Here is a 20,766-nt window from a genome sequence, read left to right as displayed (position 1 = left end):
GAGGGGCGCTCCTGAACGCGCGTACGATCAGCGCGCTCTAGTTTCTTCCCACAGACGAAATCCCCCCAGGAATGCATGAGCGTTGTTTCCCTGGCGGCAATGAGGAGGCAGCTCCGAAAGCTTCTTCGCGTTGCCTCCTCCTAGCACCACGTCATCGGGATGTATCGCGTCGATTAGACGCTGGACGATGAACTCGATATGTCGCTGCCACTCTTGCTGACCCAGGCGAGCGAACCCTTGGGCTCCCACATAATCTTCAATCTCTCCGTCGCGATACGATAGATGCCCGAGTTCCATCGGTACGACTACCCCGTCGGCGATCAAAGCGGATCCAAGTCCCGTACCCAGCCCTAAGAAGAGCATCAGCCCACCCTGGTAACTGCCGAGGGCCTGCATCGCCGCATCATTGAGCAGTTTGACAGGGCAACCGAAGGCAGACAGAAAATCAAACCCGATCCATCCTGAGGCAAGATTGTGCGGCTCGGAGGCAATCTGACCACGACGAACGATGCCCGGATAGCCGATGGAGATCACATCGTATTGCCAGCCCTTGGCAATTTCTTTCACACCTTGGACCATCCGCTCGGGGGTTAACGTATTGCCCGAGCGAAATCGTCGTTGTTCGGCTTCTCCTTGCAACAGGATCTTGACGTTCGTTCCACCGACATCGACGGTCAAGATTTTCACTACACATGCTCCACATCAACAGCCTGGGGCCAGTGCCACACATTGCAATGCCCCCAAACGCATCGGGATTGCAAAATAGAGGCCGGGGGTTTTGTTTCACTGGCAATGACGGATCGGGATGATCAGCAAACGATGGGGCAGGTGATGAGCCCTGCTCTGTATTCTAAACACGAGTATCTGAACACGAGCCACGACAAAGAACTAGCTGCCCGAGGGTTAGTTGGCATTCGGTTTGCCTATGTCGTAATGCAGAACATCTTTCCATGCTCTCCCGTGGTGCCCACATGAGTCCCGCTGTGATCGTGACGACAATTCTCAACCGTTCTGCTCCAGACGGCGATATTCCCACTGCCAGTTCTGTCCCGCTCGATATTCAATCGATTGCAGTTCAAGCATTGGCGGCAGACCCGATATTCCGCAGTCGCTTGACGTTGTGCGCGATTCAAATCGAAGTCGAAGGTGACAGGCTGGTGCTAAGCGGTCATTTGCCGTCGTTTTATCTCAAGCAACGATTGCAAGAAGTCGTGCGGCACCTCGACGGTGTACGAGATGTCGAGAATCTCGTGGAAGTGGCAATGCCCTGAGTCGGGCGGCAAACGGGAAGATGTGCCAATCCAGAACTTGGTGTGCGTTTCCGCACCTGAGTGACACACCTCGCAAGCTTCCACGAATACGCTGGCCGTTTCGGCAAATCAGCATTCAACCAATCTTCCCCTCTTGGTGTCTCGCGATGTTTGTCGCCGCTGCGTCGAGTTGTTAACGATGAAGGTGCGCAGCCCAAGCGAATTGAGGCGCAGCGAACATGAACTCCGCAAATCGTTCAAATCACCAAGTTTGCGGTGGGGCAGGGTGCAAGAATAAAGCGTTGATATTTCCGTTGGAGGATCTGCTACCTAGGAATGGGGCGATTCCTCAGTTCGCTGCGCCAAGCACCTGCGTGGAAGATGGACATGGTCCATTCACTTTCTGGCGCGCTACGCAGATTCCCGGTACCTGACTACTCCGTCTCCTCCCCGCGCGGCCGCGATGTTTGACATCGACTCTCGCGCAACTAGCTTTGCCTGACCTCGCGGAAGGCCGAACTTGACGGCCATCGACCAACAGGTTGCACCGAGTTGCTGACTCGAATGGGAGAGGACGCGAGCCCCGAGGCTACGCGACAATCGCATGCAGGCGTTGATAGTTTCCGATGTCGAAGCCCGCGCACTCCCGCTGCAAGTGAGCTTGACCGAACTGGGCGTTGATTGCCCACGGTCGAGTATTCTAAGAGTGGCGGAAGCGATCGCCGCTTTGCGAGCAGGAAAAACCTTTGAGCTTGTCCTGCTCGTGTGCCCAGAAAACTACAGCGAAGCGATTCGCCAGGTCGCGCTGTTTCGCCAAGTCACGCGCACGCCGCTCCTCGTGGCTGGTTCTACGTCGCAAGTCAATGAAATCCTCGGTTTGATTCGGAGCGGCGCGAGCGACTATCTCGATCTGCAAGGCAACGTGGCCGCCGATCTCACGACCATCGTCCGCCGCTTGCGAACCGAACACACGGGCAGCGAAGGACGCTTGACTTGCGTGCTGTCGAGCAGCGGCGGCTGTGGGGCGAGCACGTTGGCAGTAAATCTCGCCGCCTCGCTCGGCACGCTAGAAGCACCGGCCTGCCTAGTGGACTTGAACTTTCGTGGCGGCGACCTGGCCACACTTTTAAACTCCCGGCCGCGGCACACGCTGGTGGATCTGTGTTGCCAGGGGCAACGCTTGGACGAAGCGATGTTTCAGCAAGCCCTGGTGCATCACTCGCCCACGCTCAAACTGCTTGCCGCACCGCCGCTGTTGACTCGCTTCAGCGGGATCGATCTCGATGCCGTCGCCCATGTGCTGCGGCTTGCCCGCACGAGCTTTCGGCACTTGCTGGTCGACTTGGAAGACACTTCGCATCCCGAACAAGCGCACGCCATTCGCAGCTGCGATCAGCTACTGATTTTGCTGCGGTTGGATTTCCCCTGCCTCTTGCGAGCTCGGCGCATCGTCGACGAGTTGCGCGACGATGGCGTCGAAGCGAACAAGATCCGCCTAATCGTCAATCGCCTGGGAAATCCCAAGTCCCTTTCTCAAAAGCAGGCCGTCGAAGCGCTCGGCATGCCGATTTTTCACTCGTTGCCGGACGACGACAGCGTGATGTTGACCTCGGTTAACGTCGGCAATCCCGCGGTGCTGGAAGTGCCAACCGCGAAGATCTCGAAGGCGTACCGCAAACTGGCCGAAATGCTTGCTGCGTAAGGGAAGAACATCACATGGCTCCGAATTCAACATTACCCGCCGAGTCGCGTAGCGAGCACTCGCCGAAAACGGACGTTCGCGGCGATTTAGGTCGCGGCGACGTCGACCAGCGCCTGCGGCAACTCAAACAAGAGTTGCACCAACGGCTGGTGCAAAGCATCGACCTGACGGCACTGCGCACGATGGACGAACAGCAACTGCGCCACGAATTTCGCAAAGGTGCCGAAGAGCTCTGCCGGCAACGGCCCGACTTGCTCGGCCTCGCCGAACGGCGGCGCATCATTGAAGAACTCATCGATGAAACCCTGGGACTCGGACCACTCGAGCCGCTGCTGCGCGATCCCACCATCTCTGACATTCTGATCAACGGTCCGCGTCATGTCTTCATCGAACGAAATGGCAAGCTGCAACCCGCCGGAGTGATGTTCTATAGCGACGAGCATCTGCTGCAAGTGGTGCAAAAGATTGTGAGTCGCGTAGGCCGACGGATCGATGAATCGAGTCCGATGGTCGACGCCCGCTTGCCAGACGGCAGCCGCGTGAACGCGATCATTCGCCCGCTGGCGCTCGACGGCGCGCTCGTCTCGATTCGTCGCTTTGGTGAGCAACCATTGCAGCATTCCGATTTGGTCGCAAAGGGAAGTCTCTCAGCTGAAATGCTCGGGTTTCTTGCGGCATGCATTCAAGCTCGTTTGAACGTCTTGATTTCGGGCGGTACCGGCAGCGGAAAAACTACCTTGCTGAATATCCTCTCACGCTTCATTCCGCCCAATCAGCGGATTGTCACCATCGAGGACGCCGCCGAACTGCAGTTGCAGCAGCCCCACGTCGCCCGGCTGGAAACGAGGCCCGCGAATCTGGAAGGGCATGGCGCGGTGAATACTCGCGACTTGTTGCGAAATGCGCTGCGGATGCGTCCCGATCGTATCATCGTGGGCGAATGTCGCGGTGGCGAAACGCTCGACATGTTGCAAGCCATGAACACGGGCCACGATGGCAGCTTGACGACGATTCACGCCAACAGTTCCGGCGACGCGCTCAGTCGCCTGCAGTTGCTGGTCGGCTTGTCGGGCAGTGATGTCCCCATGTGGTACATCGATCGGCAGATTGCGTCCGGAATTCAGTTGGTCGTCCACGTCGCGCGATTGGCCGGCGGCGTGCGTAAGATCGTGCAGATTTCCGAGGTGCAGGAACTGCAGGGGGACTCGCTGCAGTCGACCGACTTGTTTCGCTTCGATCAAACCGGCTTGAACGAAGCGGGGGAAGCGCAGGGTGTGTTTCGCGCGACCGGCACCGTTCCGCGCTGCTTGGAAAAGTTGAAAGCGCACGGCCTGAACCTGCCACCTTCGTTTTTTGGAAGTCCCCAGCCTGCTATGCCGGCCGCGCCTCGTCGGCCGGCGGAGGTTTGCACATGAGCTCGCTCTATGTTACCTGCCTGATATTCGTCAGTGTTTCGCTGTGCATCGTCGGCGTGGGAATGTTGATCGTCGATGTGTTCCTGCGCGATCACAGTCGCATTCGCGCTCGCATGCAAGAAGCGTTCGGCGATGAAATGCAAGAGCGAGCCAAGAACTCGCCCCTGTTCAAAGACTTGCAAATGACCGAGCCCGACGAGCAGTTGAATGTCGCCACGTTCATGCTGCGGCTGCAAACCTTCATCGATCAAGCTGGGTTGCAATGGACCAGCCCGATGTTGCTCGCTGCAACAGCCGTAGCCGGCTGCGTGACGGCGATGATTACCATCGCAATCACGCGCAGTCCTTTGCTGGCAGGAATCGCCGCTGCGTGCACACTTCCTGTACCGCTGTTGGTAGTGTGGCGACGGCGCGAACAACGCCGCGCGAAACTGTGCGCACAGTTGCCTGATGCCTTCGATGTGATGAGCCGCGCACTACGCGCGGGTCAATCCGTCACCGGCGCGTTTCAGGTGATTGTCAGCGACTTTCCGTCGCCCATCAAAGATGAGTTTGCCTTCTGCTACGAGCAACAGCACTTGGGCATTGCGCCGGAAGTAGCGCTCCGCGATCTGGCCCGGCGGTCGGGCGTGATGGAGTTGCAAATCTTTGTCGTGGCAATGGTCGTCCATCTTCGCGTCGGCGGCAACTTGTCCGAGTTGCTGACCAAGCTCTCGGCCATCCTGCGCAAACGGGCGTACATCCTCGGTCGTGTGCGTGCACTTACTGGCGAAGGACGGCTGCAAGCGGTCGTGCTCACGGCCTTACCGATGGTGGTGTTCGCGGCGCTATACATCCTCAACCGCGAGTACGCCCAAGTGCTGCTCGATCGTCCCTGGCTACTGGCGGGCTGCCTTGGGTCCCAAGGTATCGGCGGAGTTTGCATTCATCGCTTGATGCAAATCGACTACTAACATTTCTCGGAGTATGGTCATGTTTGAATCATTCGATCCCCTGCTGATTCAATGCTTCGTCTACGTTGTCGTCACTGGTGCGATGCTCGCGGGCGTCTATTTTCTGGCCGATCACGATGGCCGCGTGCGCAACCGCCTGGGAGAATTGCGAGACCAGGAGCGCGAACGGGCCGACCAACTCAGCAAGTCTCGCGGCATGCTAAAACTGCTCGTGCCGATGCTGCCCCACGTTACTGAAGTGTTGTTGCCCAACGATGAGCAGACGCGCACGCGGCTGCAAGCGAAACTCAGTCGCGCGGGCATTTATTCGAATACAGCGCTCTCGACCTACTTCACCATCAAGCTGATTTTGATGGCGGGGCCCCTGCTGGTGGCGGTGGTTCTGGGTGGATTATCGATCATCCCGTTGTGGTCAGCGCTCTTGATCGGCGGTTGTCTCGGTCTGTGCGGCATCATTGCGCCGGGCCTGTGGCTCGCGCGGCGTCAGCAGCGGCGACATGCCATCTTGCGCAAATCGCTGCCCGATTTTCTCGATCTGATCATGGCTTGTCTTGAAGGTGGCCTCAGTATGCAGGCGGCCCTGCGGCAAGTTTCCGACGAACTTCGTACCGCGCATCCGGTGCTCGCGGGTGAACTGCTGCTGGTCAGCCGCGAGATGGAATTGGGCCGTACACTCGAGCAAGCACTGAATCACCTGGCCGAACGCACAGCACTCGACGAGCTTCGTACGCTCTGCACATTCGTAGCGCAAGCCACCAAGTTCGGTACGACCATGGCTGATGCCGTCGCGCAGCTGGCCATCGTGCTGCGTTCGCAGCGCGAGCATCGAGCAGAAGAAATGGCCCAGCAAGCAGCAGTGAAGATTCTGTTTCCCACGCTGCTGTTTATCTTTCCAACCGTTTTCGTCGTGCTGGCCGGTCCGGCGGCAATCCAGATTCGTGAGAGCCTGACGCATACGGCACATCCAGCGTCGCCTGTCACACGCAAGGAGCACTAAGCATGCGTTTTCACTCACAGAAGCGATTTCGCCGCGGCGCGGCGGCCACCGAACTGGCCATTCTGTTGCCGCTGCTGATTGTGTTGTGCCTGGTCGCCGTCGATTTGGGCCGCTATGCATTTGTCAGCATCGCGCTGGGGAATGCGACCCGCGTTGGTGCCGAGTGGGGCGCGACCCATCGCTACGACGTGGCGACTGATGCCTTGTGGCGCGCACGCCTCGACGATGCCATCCGCGCGGAGTTCACGGCCGAGGCTGATATCCAACCTGCGATGCTCACTACCGACGTCGACCTATTCGCCGACAGTTACACGCTCTCGCGGATCGAGGTCACGTCACAGTATCCATGGAACACGATCATCACCTGGCCCATGATTCCGCGGCCGTTGATCTTGGAAAACAAGTCGGTCGTCCGTCGCTATCGCTAGGGAACATTGTATGTGGAACAAGCGAAACTGCCGCTGTCAGCGGCGTGGCGTCGCAGCCGTGGAAGGCGCGATCATCCTCTCCGCGTTGTCGCTATTGCTGATTGGCATGCTGGAGCTATCGATCCTGCTCCTCAATCACACGGCGATGGCGGAAGGGGCCCGACGTGTCGCGCGCACTGCCATTGTGCGTGGCGACCGGTGCAACACGGCGGTCGAGTGGGGGCCGGGCGAAATCACGATCGCTGGCAATTCAGACCATCCCGCTGCAGAAACGCTCCGCGAAATGCTCTTCACGCTTAATCCGGCGCAAGTGCAACTTCAGGTCCGCTGGTTGGACAACGACAACCAGGCCGGCGATCGCGTGCAGGTGATTGTGCAGCACACGCATCAACCCATCGTGCCGGCCTGGGGTTGGAACACGGGACTCGTGCTGCGGGGCAGTTCGACCATGCAGATTGCTCATTGAGAGATAAAATCATGAAACGCAAATACTCAGCACGTTTACAGGCTTCCCGCCGTGGCAAAGTATTGTTGCTGCTCGTCATCACCCTGCCCGCGCTGTGCGGCATGATCGGTCTGGTGATCGACGGCGGATTATTGATCTGCGGATCGAGAGAACTGCAGCATGCAGCCGACTCGGCCGCGACCGCTGCTGCCACGGAGAAGCGGTGGGGCAAAACAAACGCACAAGCTCTAGCCGTCGCAGAACAGTTCGTTCACACCCACCACGGCATGTCCACCGTCAGTGTCGAGCTTCATTCGCCGCCCACGAGCGGGCCCAACGCGGGCTCCGCCGATCATATCGAGATCATCCTCACGCGCCAGCAGACGACATTCTTCATGCGCATTCTGAATGGCCGGTCGGCGGAAACCATCTCGGCCCGCGCGGTTGCCACCTGCGAAGCGAGCGAGATTCCCGCCGCCATCGTGGTGCTCGATCCCGGTCCGCCGGCGTTTCAAGTTTCGGCGTTACCGCCGTTGTTGCCCCCGCTGCCAGCGATCCTCGGCGGCATGGAAGTGCTCGGTGTCGGCAAAGTGGAAGTGAACGGCGCGGTGCATGTGAATACGGAATGGGGCGGCGTGGACGAGAACAACGCAGTGATCGGAGAGCCGGCGGGCTTGCTCGGCTTGTCGCATGCCGTGGCGGCAACTCCGTTGGTTTCGCTCTCGAAATTGAAGGCGCGCGAACTGCGCGTCGTGGGAGGTGTCGATCGCTTGAACAACTACGGTAAGTTGCTTGGCAGCGATCCGCCGGTACTGCAGGCTGGGCGACTCCCCGTGCCCGATCCCTTCCGCACGTTGCCCGTCCCGACACTCGCCAGCGATCCCACCAATGTGAAGGCCACCATGCACGGCGGCCGCACGATCATTGGTATCCCGCTCATCGGCCCCACCATCACGCTGCAACCCGGCGTGTACGACTACATCGAAGTCATCTCCGGCAAAGTCGTCTTTCAGCCGGGCGTCTACATCCTGCGCCGCACGAATCCCGTGACCCAGATGGCGCTCAAGGTGCTGGCCGGCGAGGTGGTTGCCGATGGCGTGCTGTTCTACATCACCGACAGCCCGAACTACACGCCAGCCAGCGGTGCGCCGGATAACACCGATGGCGAAACCGCGGCACCTACTTCGGGTCTGGTTGGCACGCTGGTTCCCGTGGCCGTCATCAATGTCGGTCTGCTGGGGAGCACGTTTAAAGGGTTGAACGATCCCAGCAGTCCTTATTACGGCATGCTCATTTTTCAGCGGCGTCACGATCGTCGGCCCATCGCCATCGTGCAAGAAAACATCCTGGGCGCTGGCGCCATTCAAGGCACCGTCTATTCGAAATGGGGACACACCATTCTGGTCGGCAAGGGTGATCTCGATCTGCGGTTTGTCACCGGCACCATGCGCATCGTCGCCTTGCTCGATCTCGACATCCGCCCCACCAGCTTTCTGCCCGCGGCCGAAGATGTGTACTTAGTGGAGTGAGTTTTATTGACTGTGGGCTCAGATGTACTCATCTTGCTGCCTCCACCGTAGTCATCTCGCTCCGCCGAGATGAAAGTTGCTTGAACACCCCCAGCAATTAAGTTGGCGAACACAAAAAAAGTCACGGTCGCACACGCTACTTTCGCGATGCAGCAAAAATCATCTCGGCGGAGCGAGATGACTACGATGAGATGAAAGCTGCTTGAAAACGCCTGGGAATTACGTTGGCGAACACAAAAAAAGTCACGGTCGCACACGCTACTTTCGCGATGCAGCAAAAATCATCTCGGCGGAGCGAGATGACTACGGGGCGCGGGGATCAAATCTGATCTAGCGCGCGATGCACCTTTCGCAACGCCAGATACCAGCCAACGGTGGCTGCGATGTCGATAAACAGGAAGATTGAAACTTTGAAGTAGCTGGCAACAAAGTTCACTATCAGGCCAGTGACGGTCATCCAAGACTCGACCCAAATGGTGAAGAGGGCGAAAGCAAAGATTACGCTGAATGCGGTTCTAGCCAGTTCCGTGTGGTCGCTCAGTCGGAAGAGGATCACGGTCGCGACGTAGCCGAACAGAACCATCGTGGGAATCGAGATCCACCAGAAGATCGACCAGAACGGGCCAAATGCATATCCGTACGCGTAGGTCAGGATTATTTTGCCGATGGCGGCTTGCAGATCGGTTGCCGCTGCGGGCGTAATCACGGCGGAGACGCAGCCAAAGGCGCCCCACACGAGTACCGTCGACAGCGTGCTATCGGCTGGCCAACGCATGCGCGACAGCAGCGAATAGCCCTGGCCTTCGCCATAGTAGGCGATCAGCGAACCGTAACAGGCGATCATCAGCGCTGGAGCAATAGCCAGATATCGCCACCACTGCCTGTAGATTTCCAAGGTGGCGTTGACTGAGGCAGACGGAATGCAAGTTGCCAACAGCGCGACGACAAGCGCGCTACCGCCGATCAGCACGCCCAGTGAGGCGATCCCAGCCTGCCCATACCGATCGGCAACGAGTGCCAGCAGCGTGGGCTCTAACATCGCAGTCCCTACTGCGCACAGCAGAACTGCTTTGTAGAGCATGGGCCCGGAATCCGCGTTCGCGAACGTGATGAATCCAAGCAGCAAGAAGATCGAACCGATCAGCAGCAGTTCCAGATGCGTAACAATCGGACGTAAATAGCCGAGGCACCAATGCACGAGCAGGCGGGTGGTAGCCGCCACGAACAAGTAAGTGACAAGTGTGTGAAAGCCTTCGATCTCGCCGATCATGTGTGGGGCCATTCCCCCCATTCGGCTTTCGCAAAAGAGAGCCAGCGACAGCATCAGCAGCAACATGGCCAGCAGTGGTGTGAGCAAGGCAGTGATTGGCTGTGTCTGCCCTGCTTCCTCTTGCGCACTACTGGGCCTCGTTAATGGAAGCCACAGGAGTGTGGCCCCGTACCCAGCCACCAAAAGGAGATAGATGGTCAGTTGGAGCAGCAAGGATTGCGAAGCCAGCTGATGGACGACGGTGCTGAACAGAAAGGCGGCAGGGGGAGCGGTGTAAAGTTGATGCAAACCGAGCAGACGGTTATCCGGAAAATGTGCAGCCACCAGGGGAACGGTTGTCGCCTCATTTAACCCGCCACCCACCGCCAGCAGGTAGGCTCCCACGATCAGGCAACCGAGTGCCGGGGTGCTCCCGGCAACACTAAAGAGCGCCGGCGATGCTAAGACCACCACTGCCGAGGCTGCTTGTAACGCTGCGGCCAGCAACATGGTCCGTTGGAAACCAAACTGCTTGACAGCAAATATTGTCAAGATGGCGGCGATCGCGTAGGTGAAAACGACGCCCGCCAGAAAGTACCCCAGAGTCAAAGGGGAGATTCCCAAGCTCTGTGAGGCATAGGAAGCGACGCCGGCACTCGCCATTATGCCGAACGAGCGCGTAAAGCTCCCCACGTAGCAAATCTGGAACACTCGCCAGGAGTCGGCATCTGTTGCGAAGTCATCGGAACGGGAATCCAGGAGCGCAGTGTCTGACATGTTGTGATTCGACTGTTGCGTGTAGGCGACGCCGTATATCCAAGGCCGATCAATCTAGCTTGAGACGTCGGCGATCGGCAACGAGTGTCAGCCTCGTGTCGTACGCTGGAAAATGGCCACGGTCGCACACGCTGCTTTTGCGATGTTGCAAAACTCATCTCGGCGGAGCGAGATGACTACGAAGAGATGACATCGCCCGGTGCCAAAAGGTCGACTACTCCAAGATGCGAGTTGATTGCTACTCGTTCGCCAAATCTGCGGCGGTTAGAAGCGAGAATATAAAGTCGGGCGATATCTCATTGGCCAAGCAATAGTCCCTAAGGTGAGACATCGCAGCAAGCAAATAAGATCTCCCACGCGGCAAGCTGCCGTCGATAACTGCTACACGGCTCACCAACATACAAGCAACTGCCACCATCAGTTTGTTGGCTTGATGGGTTTCGTAGTCAGCGGCAAGTTTCATAATCGCGTCGCGATCAGCACTGCTCATGAATTTCAAGAGTCTCGTGATCTCACTCTCGGGGCAGCGACTTGATCTCATTGCCGCCAGAAGACATTCAACCACCCACTGACTTGCTGTCCCCTCACACTTGGAATCCAGATGCAAAATGGCATGCCTCGGCCACAAATCAGTCATGTCTTCATAGCGACGACGAACATCAGAAATGTCGATGTTCCCCACCAGGAAACCTTTCAACTGGGACAGCGTGCTAGTCATCTCGCTCCGTCGAGATGAATGCACTGCGATGCGGCAAAGCATCACCTTGCGGAGCAGGATGACTCAAGAAGCTGGTCGATTGCCGCTTACTTCGTCCAATAATCGAACACCAGCACCTTGTCGATACGGGGGCCGACGAGCTTCACAAACTCGTCATGGGCCGGATGTGGCAAGTAGGTCGCCCGACCTTTTTCATCGGCAAAAGTCACGACAAAACCGTGCGTGAAGCCTTCTGACTTCCCTTCGACGCTTACGTCGGTCCCGGCTTCATAGTCCTTGATCTCGGCAATCTTCTTGGCCAATGCCGCGAAGGCATCAACCACTTCTTGAACCTGCTCCTTGGTCACTTCGGGCTTGAACTTGAACAAGACAACGTGCCGCAGCAAACCCGACTTCTTGCTTTCCACACCTAAAGCTCCCAGCATTTGCGTCGCTACGAATTGATTCCCCGCCGCATTCAGATGCACACGATCGCTGGTCAAGATCCCAGCCTCTTTGTTGTCGGTATTCTTCGCTTTGCTGTGTTCCAGAAATGCCTTGCGCAGGTCGAGCAACTGCACCTTGGTTTCCTTCGCCACGCCGCGGCTGATATCGCAGTACTCGTCGAGCATCGTATCGAGCTTGTTGCTGCCGTCGTGCTTCTCGCCAATCACCGACGCCGTGCACAGCACCACCTTGGCACCGGCATCGCGAATTCGCTGAATAATGTCTTTCAGCCCGGAGGCGAAGTCTTCCTTCGACGTCCCACGGCCGCTCTCGGAGTGCCAGACGTCGTTGATGCCGATATAGATGAACACGATGGTCGGCTTTTTGCTGATTACGTCGCGATCGAGCCGCTTCTGCAGATCCGGCACCTTGTTGCCACTGATCCCCGCGCCAATCACTTCCACGGCCGGATCGAGTTTTTGCTGGGCCAGTTCCTGCTTGATCAGAGTTACGTAGCCGTTGGGACCAACACCACCTTGGGTGATCGAATCGCCAAGGAACACGATTCGGTCGCCACCCTTCAGTTGCACCTTCTCGGCGTCATCAGCGGCCTGCAACGGATTCAATGCAGCCACCAGACAAGCTCCTACCGCGAAACAGGCCAGACGAAGTTTCAAACCAGCGAACATGGAAGGTCCTCAATCGGAAAGGAACGGCGTGTAAGACTCAGCAGGCGAGAAGTCTACTCCCTGGCGCAGCCTCGCTCAATCGACCGACCTCGCCTCGACGCGATTGAGATGGTCACGAAAAAAGCTCGCCTCCCACAAAGGGAGGCGAGCTTGAATGTCTTCAACGATGATCGGTCTAAGCCAGCGGTTTAGAACTGGTACGAGCTACCGCAGCCGCAGCTCTTCTTGGCCATCGGAATGTCGACCTTGAAACCGCTCTGGTCGAAGCCTTCGACAAAGTCGATGGTGGCGTCTTCCAGGTAGAGTTCGCTCTTCTTGTCGACAACCAGATCCACACCGTGGAAGGTGTAACGGCTGTCGGCCTTCTCGTCGAACTTGCTGTCGAGATCGAGCTTGGGCGAGTGGCCGCTGCAGCCACCAGCCATCAGGCGAACGCGGAGGAAATCTTCAACTGGGGCCTGCACCGAGTTCTTGTAGTTTTGAACTTCCTTGGCGGCCCGCTCGGTCAACGTAATGCTCATTTATCTGCTCCAACCATAAACCAGAAAACTGGCAGTCACTATTCGTAGTTGCGGCAATCGTATTATCGGCAAAACTGGCTGCCGTCATTGCCTCTGTTGAAGTATACCTCTCTGCGAGGCAGAGAAAAGGGCATTCCGGACAAGGGAACCCAGCGAAACCCGAAGGAAACGCAAGGGAACCGTCGCTGGCCACCCGCCGACTATTGGCTGACGTAGGAGTCGAAGACCCGCACTTTATCCCAATTGGCCTTATTCTCTTCAATAAACTGAATATGCCGGGGGTGCGTCTGGTAGGCATCGTGGGCCGGGCGACCGTCGAAAACCACGTGCAAGGCAATATCGAAGTCGGTCACGTTCACCGGGCGAGTCAGGTCTGGAACGACCTTGCCAACGGCAAAGAACACGGTGCCAGGATGTCCGTTCAAGTATTTGTTGCAAGCGGCGAGCATCCCTTCGACGGACGCTTCGGACCGATCTTTCAAATTGAAATAAACCATGTGCGCGAGCATGACAGTTCCTCAAATCCTCAATGGGCAGGCCGGACAGACCGCTCTGTTCTTAGCGCGACGCCGGCGCAGAAACAGACAAGCGGACCAGCATAGCAGAACCGGCCCTTCGTTGGCGGCACGTTTTGAAATCCGGGCGAGTGCTTACTCCAGCCCTTTTTTCTGCTTCAACTGCCCTGCAGCTTGATCGTTGACATCGTATCGCTTGCTGGGCGGCAACTGTCTTTTGGCGAGACCAGCAGCTTCCAGCAGTGGGCGACTCATGATTTGCATGTAGTCTTGTTCGTCGCTCGGCGGAGCGCCTGTCGCCCCCAAATCGCTCGGGGTGTAGGCGATCTTGTACTTGTGCTTGGCGACTGTCAGTTCGTCGTTAGGATCGACGCGCTTGCGCATCACCTTGGTGCCGTTGACCTTCACGCCGTTCGCGCTGTTCAGGTCATTAACGTACCAATAGCCGCTTTCCAGCTTGAGTTCGCAATGCGTGCCGCTGACGTTGCCGAAGCGCAGCACGATGTCGTTGTTCTCACGCCGACCAATCGTCAGGTTCGGCTTGAGGAGAGGAATCGGGTCACCGCCGCCGATTGGAACGAGTTCGCCGTACATTTCTCTGGTCCCTTGAGTAGTGCACTGCCTGCCTGTACCGTTAGTTGGGAGTAATGACAAGAACCCCCTCAGACATGCGGGTCACCGCCTCAACCCAATCTAATGTAGGTCTGATATGTCGTCAATCAACAACCGGGCGGATGCCTCGACGAGCACCCCCGGAATCGATTGCGCCAGCCCGCCTACCTTCGATTGGCGAGCCGCCGGCCTGCGATACTTCAGCTACAACCGCTTCCTTAGGCACAAATTTGGTCGCCGTGTCCAAAAGGTCAGCCTCGACGCGGGTTTCACCTGTCCCAACGTCGATGGCAGCATCACCACCGGCGGCTGCACGTTTTGCGACAACCGCAGCTTTAGCCCTAGCCGGCGAATCAAGCGGCTGGACATTCTCGACCAGGTGAACGACGGCATCCGCCGACTCCAGATCCGCTACGACTGCGATACCTTCATCGCCTACTTTCAGCCCGCGACCAACACCTACGGCAAGCTCGAGCGACTTCGAGAAGTCTATCACCGCGCTCTCGAACATCCGCAGGTCGTGGGTATGGCCATCGGCACGCGGCCCGACTGTGTGCCCGACGAGGTGCTCGACCTGCTGGAAGAAGTCGCCGGCAAGACCTACCTCGCCGTGGAGTACGGCGTGCAGACGATTCACGATCGCTCGCTAGAGTGGATGAATCGCGGACATGGCTACGCTTGCTTTCCCGATGCCATGCGCCGCAGTAGGGGACGCGGCTTTGAGATCTGCGCCCACATCATGCTCGGTCTGCCTGGCGAGACGCACGACGACATGCTCGCGACGGCCCACGCCATGGCTCACGAGCGGCCCGACTCGATCAAGATTCACAACCTGTATGCCGTGAAGAAAACCGAACTCGCCGACCAGGTCGCCCGCGGCGAAGTACAACTAATGGAACGGCCCGAGTACGTGCGCACGCTCGTCGATTTTCTCGAACTGCTGCCGCCGACGATGATCGTCGAACGTGTCAGCGGCGATGCCCCGCCCGATTATCTCATCGGGCCCAATTGGTGCCTCGACAAGCCGGGCCTGCTTAACGCCCTGGACCAAGAATTCCAATCGCGCGATACCTGGCAGGGGAAGTTCTGGCAGCCCGCCATCCAATCGACGTAAGTCGCGCAGTGGTCGGAAGCGAGGGTGTTGATAAATGGGTGGAGTTTATCAACACCTGCGCTCGTGGCGCTCGAAGAATATGCATAGGTGCTGTTGATAAACCCGGCCATTCTTCAACGAATAGGCTCTTTTTCTGAGATCACGCTGCGCGAGTTACGTCTTCCGACTGCGGAGTGTCCAGCGTTTTTTCGGCCGCTTGAGCAGCAGGGCGTTGGCCCGTGTTGACCCACTCGGTCAGCAGTTTTTGAGCCCGTTCGTTGGCCAGGAACATGTTGTTCTGCAGCTGTTGCGTCGCGGCTTTCAGTTGTTCGGCATCGGCTTCGGCGGGAACCACCAGCGCCGGCCACAAGCAAACCACGGCTCGAGTGCCGGGCCAGGCGAGTGCCATGCGATCCCAACTGCTAAAGCGAGTTGCACAGCTATAGGCAGTGCCCATCGCCACCACGGGCATGCCCGTGCGAGAGGCGATGTAAGTCGCCCCTTCCTTCACCACGCGTCGCGGCCCCTTGGGGCCATCGGGCGTGATGCCGACATTTGTCCCTTCGACATTGCGAATCATTTCCCTCAAGGCTCGCACGCCGTTGCGGCCCGACGAACCTCGAATCGCGCCATAGCCCAGGTGCTTCACGATGTTGGTGCCGAAATCGCCATCGGATGAACTGCTGATCATCACGTGGATGTTGCAATCGTTGAAGCCATTGCCGTTGACGAACAGGTCTTCGTGCCAGGTGGCGTAAAGGGCCCCAGCTTTGGTCACGCGTGGATCGTGGGCAGGGTCGGCTACGTCGTGATGGACGCGTAGCGTGCTATACCAGGTTCGAAAGGCAACCGACAATGGCCAGGCCGCAGCGCGAAACACTCGGGCCTTCCACGACGATTTTTTGCGAGCCATCCGTAACCTTAGCCTCCAGTGCAACGACGAAAGAGCGGCCGCTGTCACATGCGAATCGGGTGCCTCTCTCGCCCCGAGAAACACTTCAAGCGAGAAACGAAGAATTGATCGTAGCAGAATCTGCTTGGCCACCTAGGGCGATCTTGCCGGGAACAGCCTGCTAGCTGACAAGCATTGGCCAAGTGCGACAAAACGCCGCTACTTTTGGAAGGCCTGCATCTGCTCGGCGATCCAGCGTTCGAGCTCGTCGAAATCGACGGCGGGGAGCTTCGAAAGATCGGGGCGCAGCCGGGTCGCCTCTTTGACGTAGACGTGGTGAATCTCGTGCTGGGGCGTCTCGGTATTCCAGTGAATCATGATGCGAATACAGCGGCGCAGGCTGCCGGGCACGTCCACTTCGTAGGTGCAGAGCAGGGGGACATCGAGCCAGCCCAGTTGGCGGGCAGCTAGCGCGGGGAATTCGGCATTCAGGTCCGATGTGACGCTGAACATGGCACTGGCCACGTCTTCGGGCTCGATCTTGTTGGCCCGAATCATCAGCGCCAGCAGTTGGCGTGTGTTCGTGAGGACTTCGTCGCGCGTGTTTGCTTCGACCGTCGTAGCCCCACGCACCCCTCGGCATCGCATGACAGGAACTTTCTGGCGCTGAATCGTCCCAGCCCGCAGGCTGGTGTGAATTGGGAGAAGAATTGGTTTGTTGGCCACGCCGGATCAGACATCCAGCACTCGCTCAGAATACACTTCCGGCCCGCCAACGTATAGGATCAGACGAGCCCGCTAACGCCGAAAAAACATATGACCGATCCAGCTTCGTCACCGCGCGAATCTAACCTGCCTGCCGAATCGGCGGCTGAGCAGGAACTGCGCGAGCGCCGGGCCATCGCCGAAGTGCTCCGGCTTGGCAAAGAGGCCAATTTGCCCGCTGAAGCACCTCCGCGTTTCTCGCTGTGGGAGCTGATGCTAGTCACAACTCTGCTGGCGATTCCCCTCGCGCTGGTTCGCGCGTTTGGGCTCTGGGGAGGGGGCGTCACGTTCATCGGCTGCGTCTTGTGGACAAACGTGATCTATCCTCGCTGGTACCCAGGCCAGACCGCCCGGCAAATGCTGATGTTTGATCTCGTCTGGTTGCTGCTTATGCCCGTGGTTGCCCTGGTGTGCGATCCCGTGCTGTTTCGCGATCAGCGGGCTTCGCTCGACTCGGTCATCGGCACCAAGGTTCTACCCGTGCGTGGCCTGTTTCGCGAAGAAGCGCTGGCCGTCTATTGCAGCGTAGGTTGGCAAATGATGCTGGTGGGAGTGTGGCTCCTGGCGCGTCGTTGGCTGCCGAAGTTCGCTGGCTTCTTTCTTGGCAGTTGGATCATCGGCGCCCTGATCGCTGGCTTTCTGGGTTTGATCCTGTTTCCGTTTGCAGTCGTGGGAACTTTTTTGTTCGGTGTTGGGCTGATTGCCTTTACTCCCCTCTTTACGTTCTATGGGTTCATCCGCCGCATGCGCGAAGCCATCGACGACGGTGTCGCCGAAATCTCCGAGTATTCGATCACCGTCTTCTGGCTCTTCTCAGCCCTGGGGTTTATCACGAGCGTTGTGCTTCCCTTACAAATTGCGGTCGCCATCTCCCGCTCGTGGGGGCATTGAATACCGCACTCAGAAAACCCATCAGCAGATACTGTTTTTTCCGCTTGAGGCCCAATCACCGACCACTTACGATTGAACCACCCACCGTTCGTTGCCACCGATTCACCGGCCAGACATCGCAAATCAGGATCAGCCCATGACAAGCTCGCCTCGCTGCAATTGGCTGGCGATGATCCCGCTGCTTGTCTTTCCCGCCTGTGTTGCTGCCGAAGTGACCTTCACGCGCGACATCAAGCCCATCCTGGTCGCCCGCTGTTACCGCTGCCACAGTTCGCTCGCGCAGGAAGGTAACCTGCGGCTCGATTCCGCTGCCGCGATCCTCAAAGGAGGCGACGAAGGCACCATCGTCGTCCCAGGCAAAAGCGCCGAGAGTCGCCTGCTGTTGGCCGTCTTGCGTACCAGCGATCTCCAAATGCCTCCCGAAGGCGATCCGCTCACACCCGAGCAAATCGCCACGCTCCGCACCTGGATCGACGCCGGCGCGAAACTTCCCACCCCCGAACAAGAGGCCAAAATCGACCACTGGTCGTTCACCCCGCCCCAACGCCCCTCCTCGCTCTTTCTCTCTTCCTCTGCGAACTCCGCGCCCCTGTGGTCTCACCATCCCATCGACCAACTCATCTCCCTCAAACACCATGAGCTTGGTCTCTCCCCAACCGCAGACGCTCCCAAAAATCTTCTCCTCCGCCGGCTCTATCTCGACCTCATCGGCCTCCCCCCAACTCCCGCACAACTACGCGCCTTCCTTGCCGACGATTCGCCGCAAGCTTACGAAAAAGTCGTCGACGAGTTGCTGGCTTCGTCCCAATACGGTCAGCGGTGGGGTCGCCATTGGATGGATGTGTGGCGGTACAGCGACTGGGATGGCTACGGTAACGAGGTGCGCGAGAGCAAGCCTCACATCTGGCGCTGGCGAGATTGGATCGTCGAGTCGCTCAATGCAGATGTGCCTTACGACCAGATGATTGTGGAGATGCTGGCTGCCGATGAACTGGCGCCCAATGATCCGCAGCGCGTGCGCGCGACGGGCTTTCTCGTCCGCAATTGGTACAAGTTCAATCGCAATACCTGGCTCGACAACACAATCGAACACACGGGCAAGGCCTTTCTCGGCGTGACGTTCAATTGTGCCCGCTGCCACGACCACATGTACGACCCACTCTCGCAGCAAGAGTACTATCAGCTGCGAGCCTTCTTCGAACCGCTCGAGATTCGCACCGATCGCGTGCCCGGTCAGACCGACGTGAATCTCGACGGCGTCGTGCGGGTGTACGATGCCAAAGCTGAAACGCCGACGTTCCTTTTCATGCGAGGGAACGAAAAAGACCCGGTGAAAGACAAGCCGCTGGCCGCCCAAACGCCACGCGTGTTTCGTGACGTTGCCTTGGCACTGCAGCAAGTCTCGTTGCCGGGTGAAGTCAGCTATCCCGGAATGCAAAGGTTCATCCGCGAAGAAGCCTCGTCAGCGGCCGAGTCGGAAGTCACGAAGGCACGAGCGGAGCTGGAAAAGGCAACGCAAGAGTTCAACGGGCTAATGGAACTCAGCACGCAGTTTGTCGATGCGGTCGTGCTGGCCGAACCCTCGCCGCCAAAAGTCCCCGTCGCACTCACTGATGCCGACTTAAAGCGGGAGCTCGCTGAAAAATCGCTTTTAGCCGCCGAAGCAAATCTGCAATTCATTCGTGCCCGTGTGACAGCGGACGACGCAAATTTTGCCAATCCGCCGGCGGCTAATGCCAAGGAACTCTCACTGGTAGCAGGTGCGGCAGAACGTGCCTCCGCAGTCGCTGCAGCGGCGAAGAACCTGGCTCAACAAGAGCTGACGCTGGTCCAGCGTCGTCAGTCGGGCAAGAAGGACGCGGAAGCGGCCAAACTGCAGACTGCGGCCGAAACGGCCTTCACCGCAGCGCTCAAGACGCTCGAAACTGCCAAAACTGCAGCCCTTCAGCCACACGAAAGCTACACGCGTCTCACCGCGCAGTATCCGGCCACCAGCACCGGCCGGCGACTCGCCTTGGCGAAGTGGATCGCGGCTAAGAACAATCCGCTGACCGCGCGCGTGGCCGTGAATCACATCTGGTTGCGGCATTTCGGCACGCCTCTGGTGCCCAGCGTGTTCGACTTTGGCATGAATGGGAAACCACCGACAAATCAGCCCGTGCTCGATTGGCTGGCCGTGGAACTGATGGACTCGGGCTGGAAAATGAAGCACTTGCACAAGCTGATTGTCACGAGCCGCACCTATCGGCTGCACTCGGCCGGCGGTGAAGTCGCCGCGGCCAACCAAGCGATCGATCCCGATAATCTGTATTACTGGCGAGCCAATCCCCGGCGGATGGAAGCGGAAGTCGTCCGCGATTCCACGCTGTCGCTTGGTGGCACGCTGGACCTGAAGCATGGCGGGCCCGATCTCGACCCAGCGCAAGGATTTGTGCTTCCCCGCCGCAGCTTGTACTTTCGCAATTCAAAAGAGAAGAAGATGACGTTCCTGGCGGTCTTCGATAGCCCGAACGTCGTCGAGTGTTATCGCCGCAGCGAAAGCATCGCTCCGCAGCAGGCGCTGGCGATGAGCAACAGCCCGCTGTCGCTTGCGCAAGCTCGCCTGCTGACGAAGAAACTGAGCGGCCAGTTCCCGACACAAGATGTCAATCAGCAGACTCCTTTCATTCGCGCCGCGTTCGAGTGCGTTCTTTGTCGCCAACCGACGAACGACGAACTGCAAACCTGCGAGCAGTTTCTCGCCGAACAAGCGGCGCAACTGACCGACACCAAGTCGTTGACGTCTTTCGGTGCCGGGGCTGTCATCGGGATTGATCCCGCGACCGATCCGCGCGAACGTGCCCGCGAGAATCTGGTTCATGTCCTGCTCAATCACAACGACTTCGTCACCATTCGCTAA

At 58.3% G+C, this 20,766-nt stretch carries 20 protein-coding genes; 11 read left to right on the top strand and 9 right to left on the bottom strand.

Annotation, left to right across the window (positions count from 1 at the left end):
• Positions 1-27: 27 nt before the first annotated feature.
• Entirely contained in the window at positions 28-687 is a 660-nt protein-coding gene (locus tag NA78x_RS19260; protein ID WP_425614001.1) for an ROK family protein, read from the bottom strand.
• 284 nt (positions 688-971) lie between these two features.
• Between NA78x_RS19260 and NA78x_RS19255 the strand changes: the two genes are divergently transcribed.
• The 8 genes from NA78x_RS19255 to NA78x_RS19220 all read left to right on the top strand — a co-directional run bounded on the left by NA78x_RS19255 (position 972) and on the right by NA78x_RS19220 (position 8,719).
• Entirely contained in the window at positions 972-1,271 is a 300-nt protein-coding gene (locus tag NA78x_RS19255) for a BON domain-containing protein (protein ID WP_425614000.1), read from the top strand.
• Between the two features lie 583 nt (positions 1,272-1,854).
• Positions 1,855-2,952: an AAA family ATPase gene (locus NA78x_RS19250; protein ID WP_425613999.1), complete on the top strand. Its 1,098-nt coding sequence runs from the start codon at positions 1,855-1,857 to the stop codon at positions 2,950-2,952.
• A gap of 14 nt (positions 2,953-2,966) precedes the next feature.
• Positions 2,967-4,367, top strand: coding sequence for a CpaF family protein (locus NA78x_RS19245; protein ID WP_425613998.1), 1,401 nt, complete (start codon positions 2,967-2,969; stop codon positions 4,365-4,367).
• Complete coding sequence (locus NA78x_RS19240; RefSeq protein WP_425613997.1) at positions 4,364-5,320, top strand: type II secretion system F family protein; 957 nt, start codon at positions 4,364-4,366, stop codon at positions 5,318-5,320. Before NA78x_RS19245 ends, NA78x_RS19240 begins: the two co-directional genes overlap by 4 nt.
• Before the next feature lie 19 nt (positions 5,321-5,339).
• Positions 5,340-6,317, top strand: a complete 978-nt coding sequence (locus NA78x_RS19235) for a type II secretion system F family protein (RefSeq protein WP_425613996.1) — start codon at positions 5,340-5,342, stop codon at positions 6,315-6,317.
• Positions 6,318-6,319: 2 nt separating this feature from the next.
• Complete coding sequence (locus NA78x_RS19230) at positions 6,320-6,745, top strand: TadE/TadG family type IV pilus assembly protein (protein WP_425613995.1); 426 nt, start codon at positions 6,320-6,322, stop codon at positions 6,743-6,745.
• Positions 6,746-6,755: 10 nt separating this feature from the next.
• Entirely contained in the window at positions 6,756-7,211 is a 456-nt protein-coding gene (locus tag NA78x_RS19225) for a TadE/TadG family type IV pilus assembly protein (RefSeq protein WP_425613994.1), read from the top strand.
• Between the two features lie 11 nt (positions 7,212-7,222).
• The gene (locus NA78x_RS19220) at positions 7,223-8,719 is read left to right on the top strand and encodes a pilus assembly protein TadG-related protein (protein WP_425613993.1); all 1,497 of its coding nucleotides are present in this window, start codon (positions 7,223-7,225) and stop codon (positions 8,717-8,719) included.
• A 319-nt stretch (positions 8,720-9,038) separates the two neighbouring features.
• On the opposite strand, the gene NA78x_RS19215 is transcribed toward NA78x_RS19220, so the two are convergent.
• The 6 genes from NA78x_RS19215 to NA78x_RS19190 all read right to left on the bottom strand — a co-directional run bounded on the left by NA78x_RS19215 (position 9,039) and on the right by NA78x_RS19190 (position 14,208).
• Complete coding sequence (locus NA78x_RS19215; RefSeq protein ID WP_425613992.1) at positions 9,039-10,745, bottom strand: MFS transporter; 1,707 nt, start codon at positions 10,743-10,745, stop codon at positions 9,039-9,041.
• 238 nt (positions 10,746-10,983) lie between these two features.
• Positions 10,984-11,463, bottom strand: a complete 480-nt coding sequence (locus NA78x_RS19210) for a hypothetical protein (protein ID WP_425613991.1) — start codon at positions 11,461-11,463, stop codon at positions 10,984-10,986.
• 86 nt (positions 11,464-11,549) lie between these two features.
• Positions 11,550-12,524, bottom strand: a complete 975-nt coding sequence (locus NA78x_RS19205) for a GDSL-type esterase/lipase family protein (RefSeq protein ID WP_425613990.1) — start codon at positions 12,522-12,524, stop codon at positions 11,550-11,552.
• 242 nt (positions 12,525-12,766) lie between these two features.
• Entirely contained in the window at positions 12,767-13,099 is a 333-nt protein-coding gene (locus NA78x_RS19200; protein ID WP_145091283.1) for a HesB/IscA family protein, read from the bottom strand.
• A gap of 200 nt (positions 13,100-13,299) precedes the next feature.
• Complete coding sequence (locus NA78x_RS19195; protein ID WP_425613989.1) at positions 13,300-13,608, bottom strand: Dabb family protein; 309 nt, start codon at positions 13,606-13,608, stop codon at positions 13,300-13,302.
• 141 nt (positions 13,609-13,749) lie between these two features.
• Entirely contained in the window at positions 13,750-14,208 is a 459-nt protein-coding gene (locus tag NA78x_RS19190) for an FHA domain-containing protein (RefSeq protein ID WP_425613988.1), read from the bottom strand.
• A 115-nt stretch (positions 14,209-14,323) separates the two neighbouring features.
• Here NA78x_RS19190 and NA78x_RS19185 point away from each other — a divergent pair, with 115 nt between their 5' ends.
• Positions 14,324-15,340 (top strand): TIGR01212 family radical SAM protein, encoded by a 1,017-nt coding sequence (locus NA78x_RS19185; RefSeq protein WP_425613987.1) that lies wholly within the window; start codon positions 14,324-14,326, stop codon positions 15,338-15,340.
• Between the two features lie 139 nt (positions 15,341-15,479).
• Here the strand turns inward: NA78x_RS19185 and NA78x_RS19180 are convergent, their stop codons facing one another.
• Positions 15,480-16,232 carry a lysophospholipid acyltransferase family protein gene (locus NA78x_RS19180; RefSeq protein WP_425613986.1) on the bottom strand — a complete coding sequence of 251 codons (753 nt, stop codon included), beginning with the start codon at positions 16,230-16,232 and terminating at the stop codon, positions 15,480-15,482.
• Between the two features lie 198 nt (positions 16,233-16,430).
• Positions 16,431-16,859, bottom strand: coding sequence for a chorismate mutase (gene aroH / locus NA78x_RS19175; RefSeq protein WP_425613985.1), 429 nt, complete (start codon positions 16,857-16,859; stop codon positions 16,431-16,433).
• Between the two features lie 168 nt (positions 16,860-17,027).
• Here aroH and NA78x_RS19170 point away from each other — a divergent pair, with 168 nt between their 5' ends.
• Together NA78x_RS19170 and NA78x_RS19165 are read left to right on the top strand one after the other, a co-directional pair.
• Positions 17,028-17,867 carry a hypothetical protein gene (locus NA78x_RS19170; RefSeq protein ID WP_425613984.1) on the top strand — a complete coding sequence of 280 codons (840 nt, stop codon included), beginning with the start codon at positions 17,028-17,030 and terminating at the stop codon, positions 17,865-17,867.
• 136 nt (positions 17,868-18,003) lie between these two features.
• Positions 18,004-20,766, top strand: coding sequence for a PSD1 and planctomycete cytochrome C domain-containing protein (locus NA78x_RS19165; RefSeq protein WP_425613983.1), 2,763 nt, complete (start codon positions 18,004-18,006; stop codon positions 20,764-20,766).

The organism is Anatilimnocola aquadivae, assembly GCF_049819085.1.
Lineage (GTDB): Bacteria > Planctomycetota > Planctomycetia > Pirellulales > Pirellulaceae > Anatilimnocola.
This window is presented reverse-complemented; position numbering and strand designations above follow the sequence as displayed.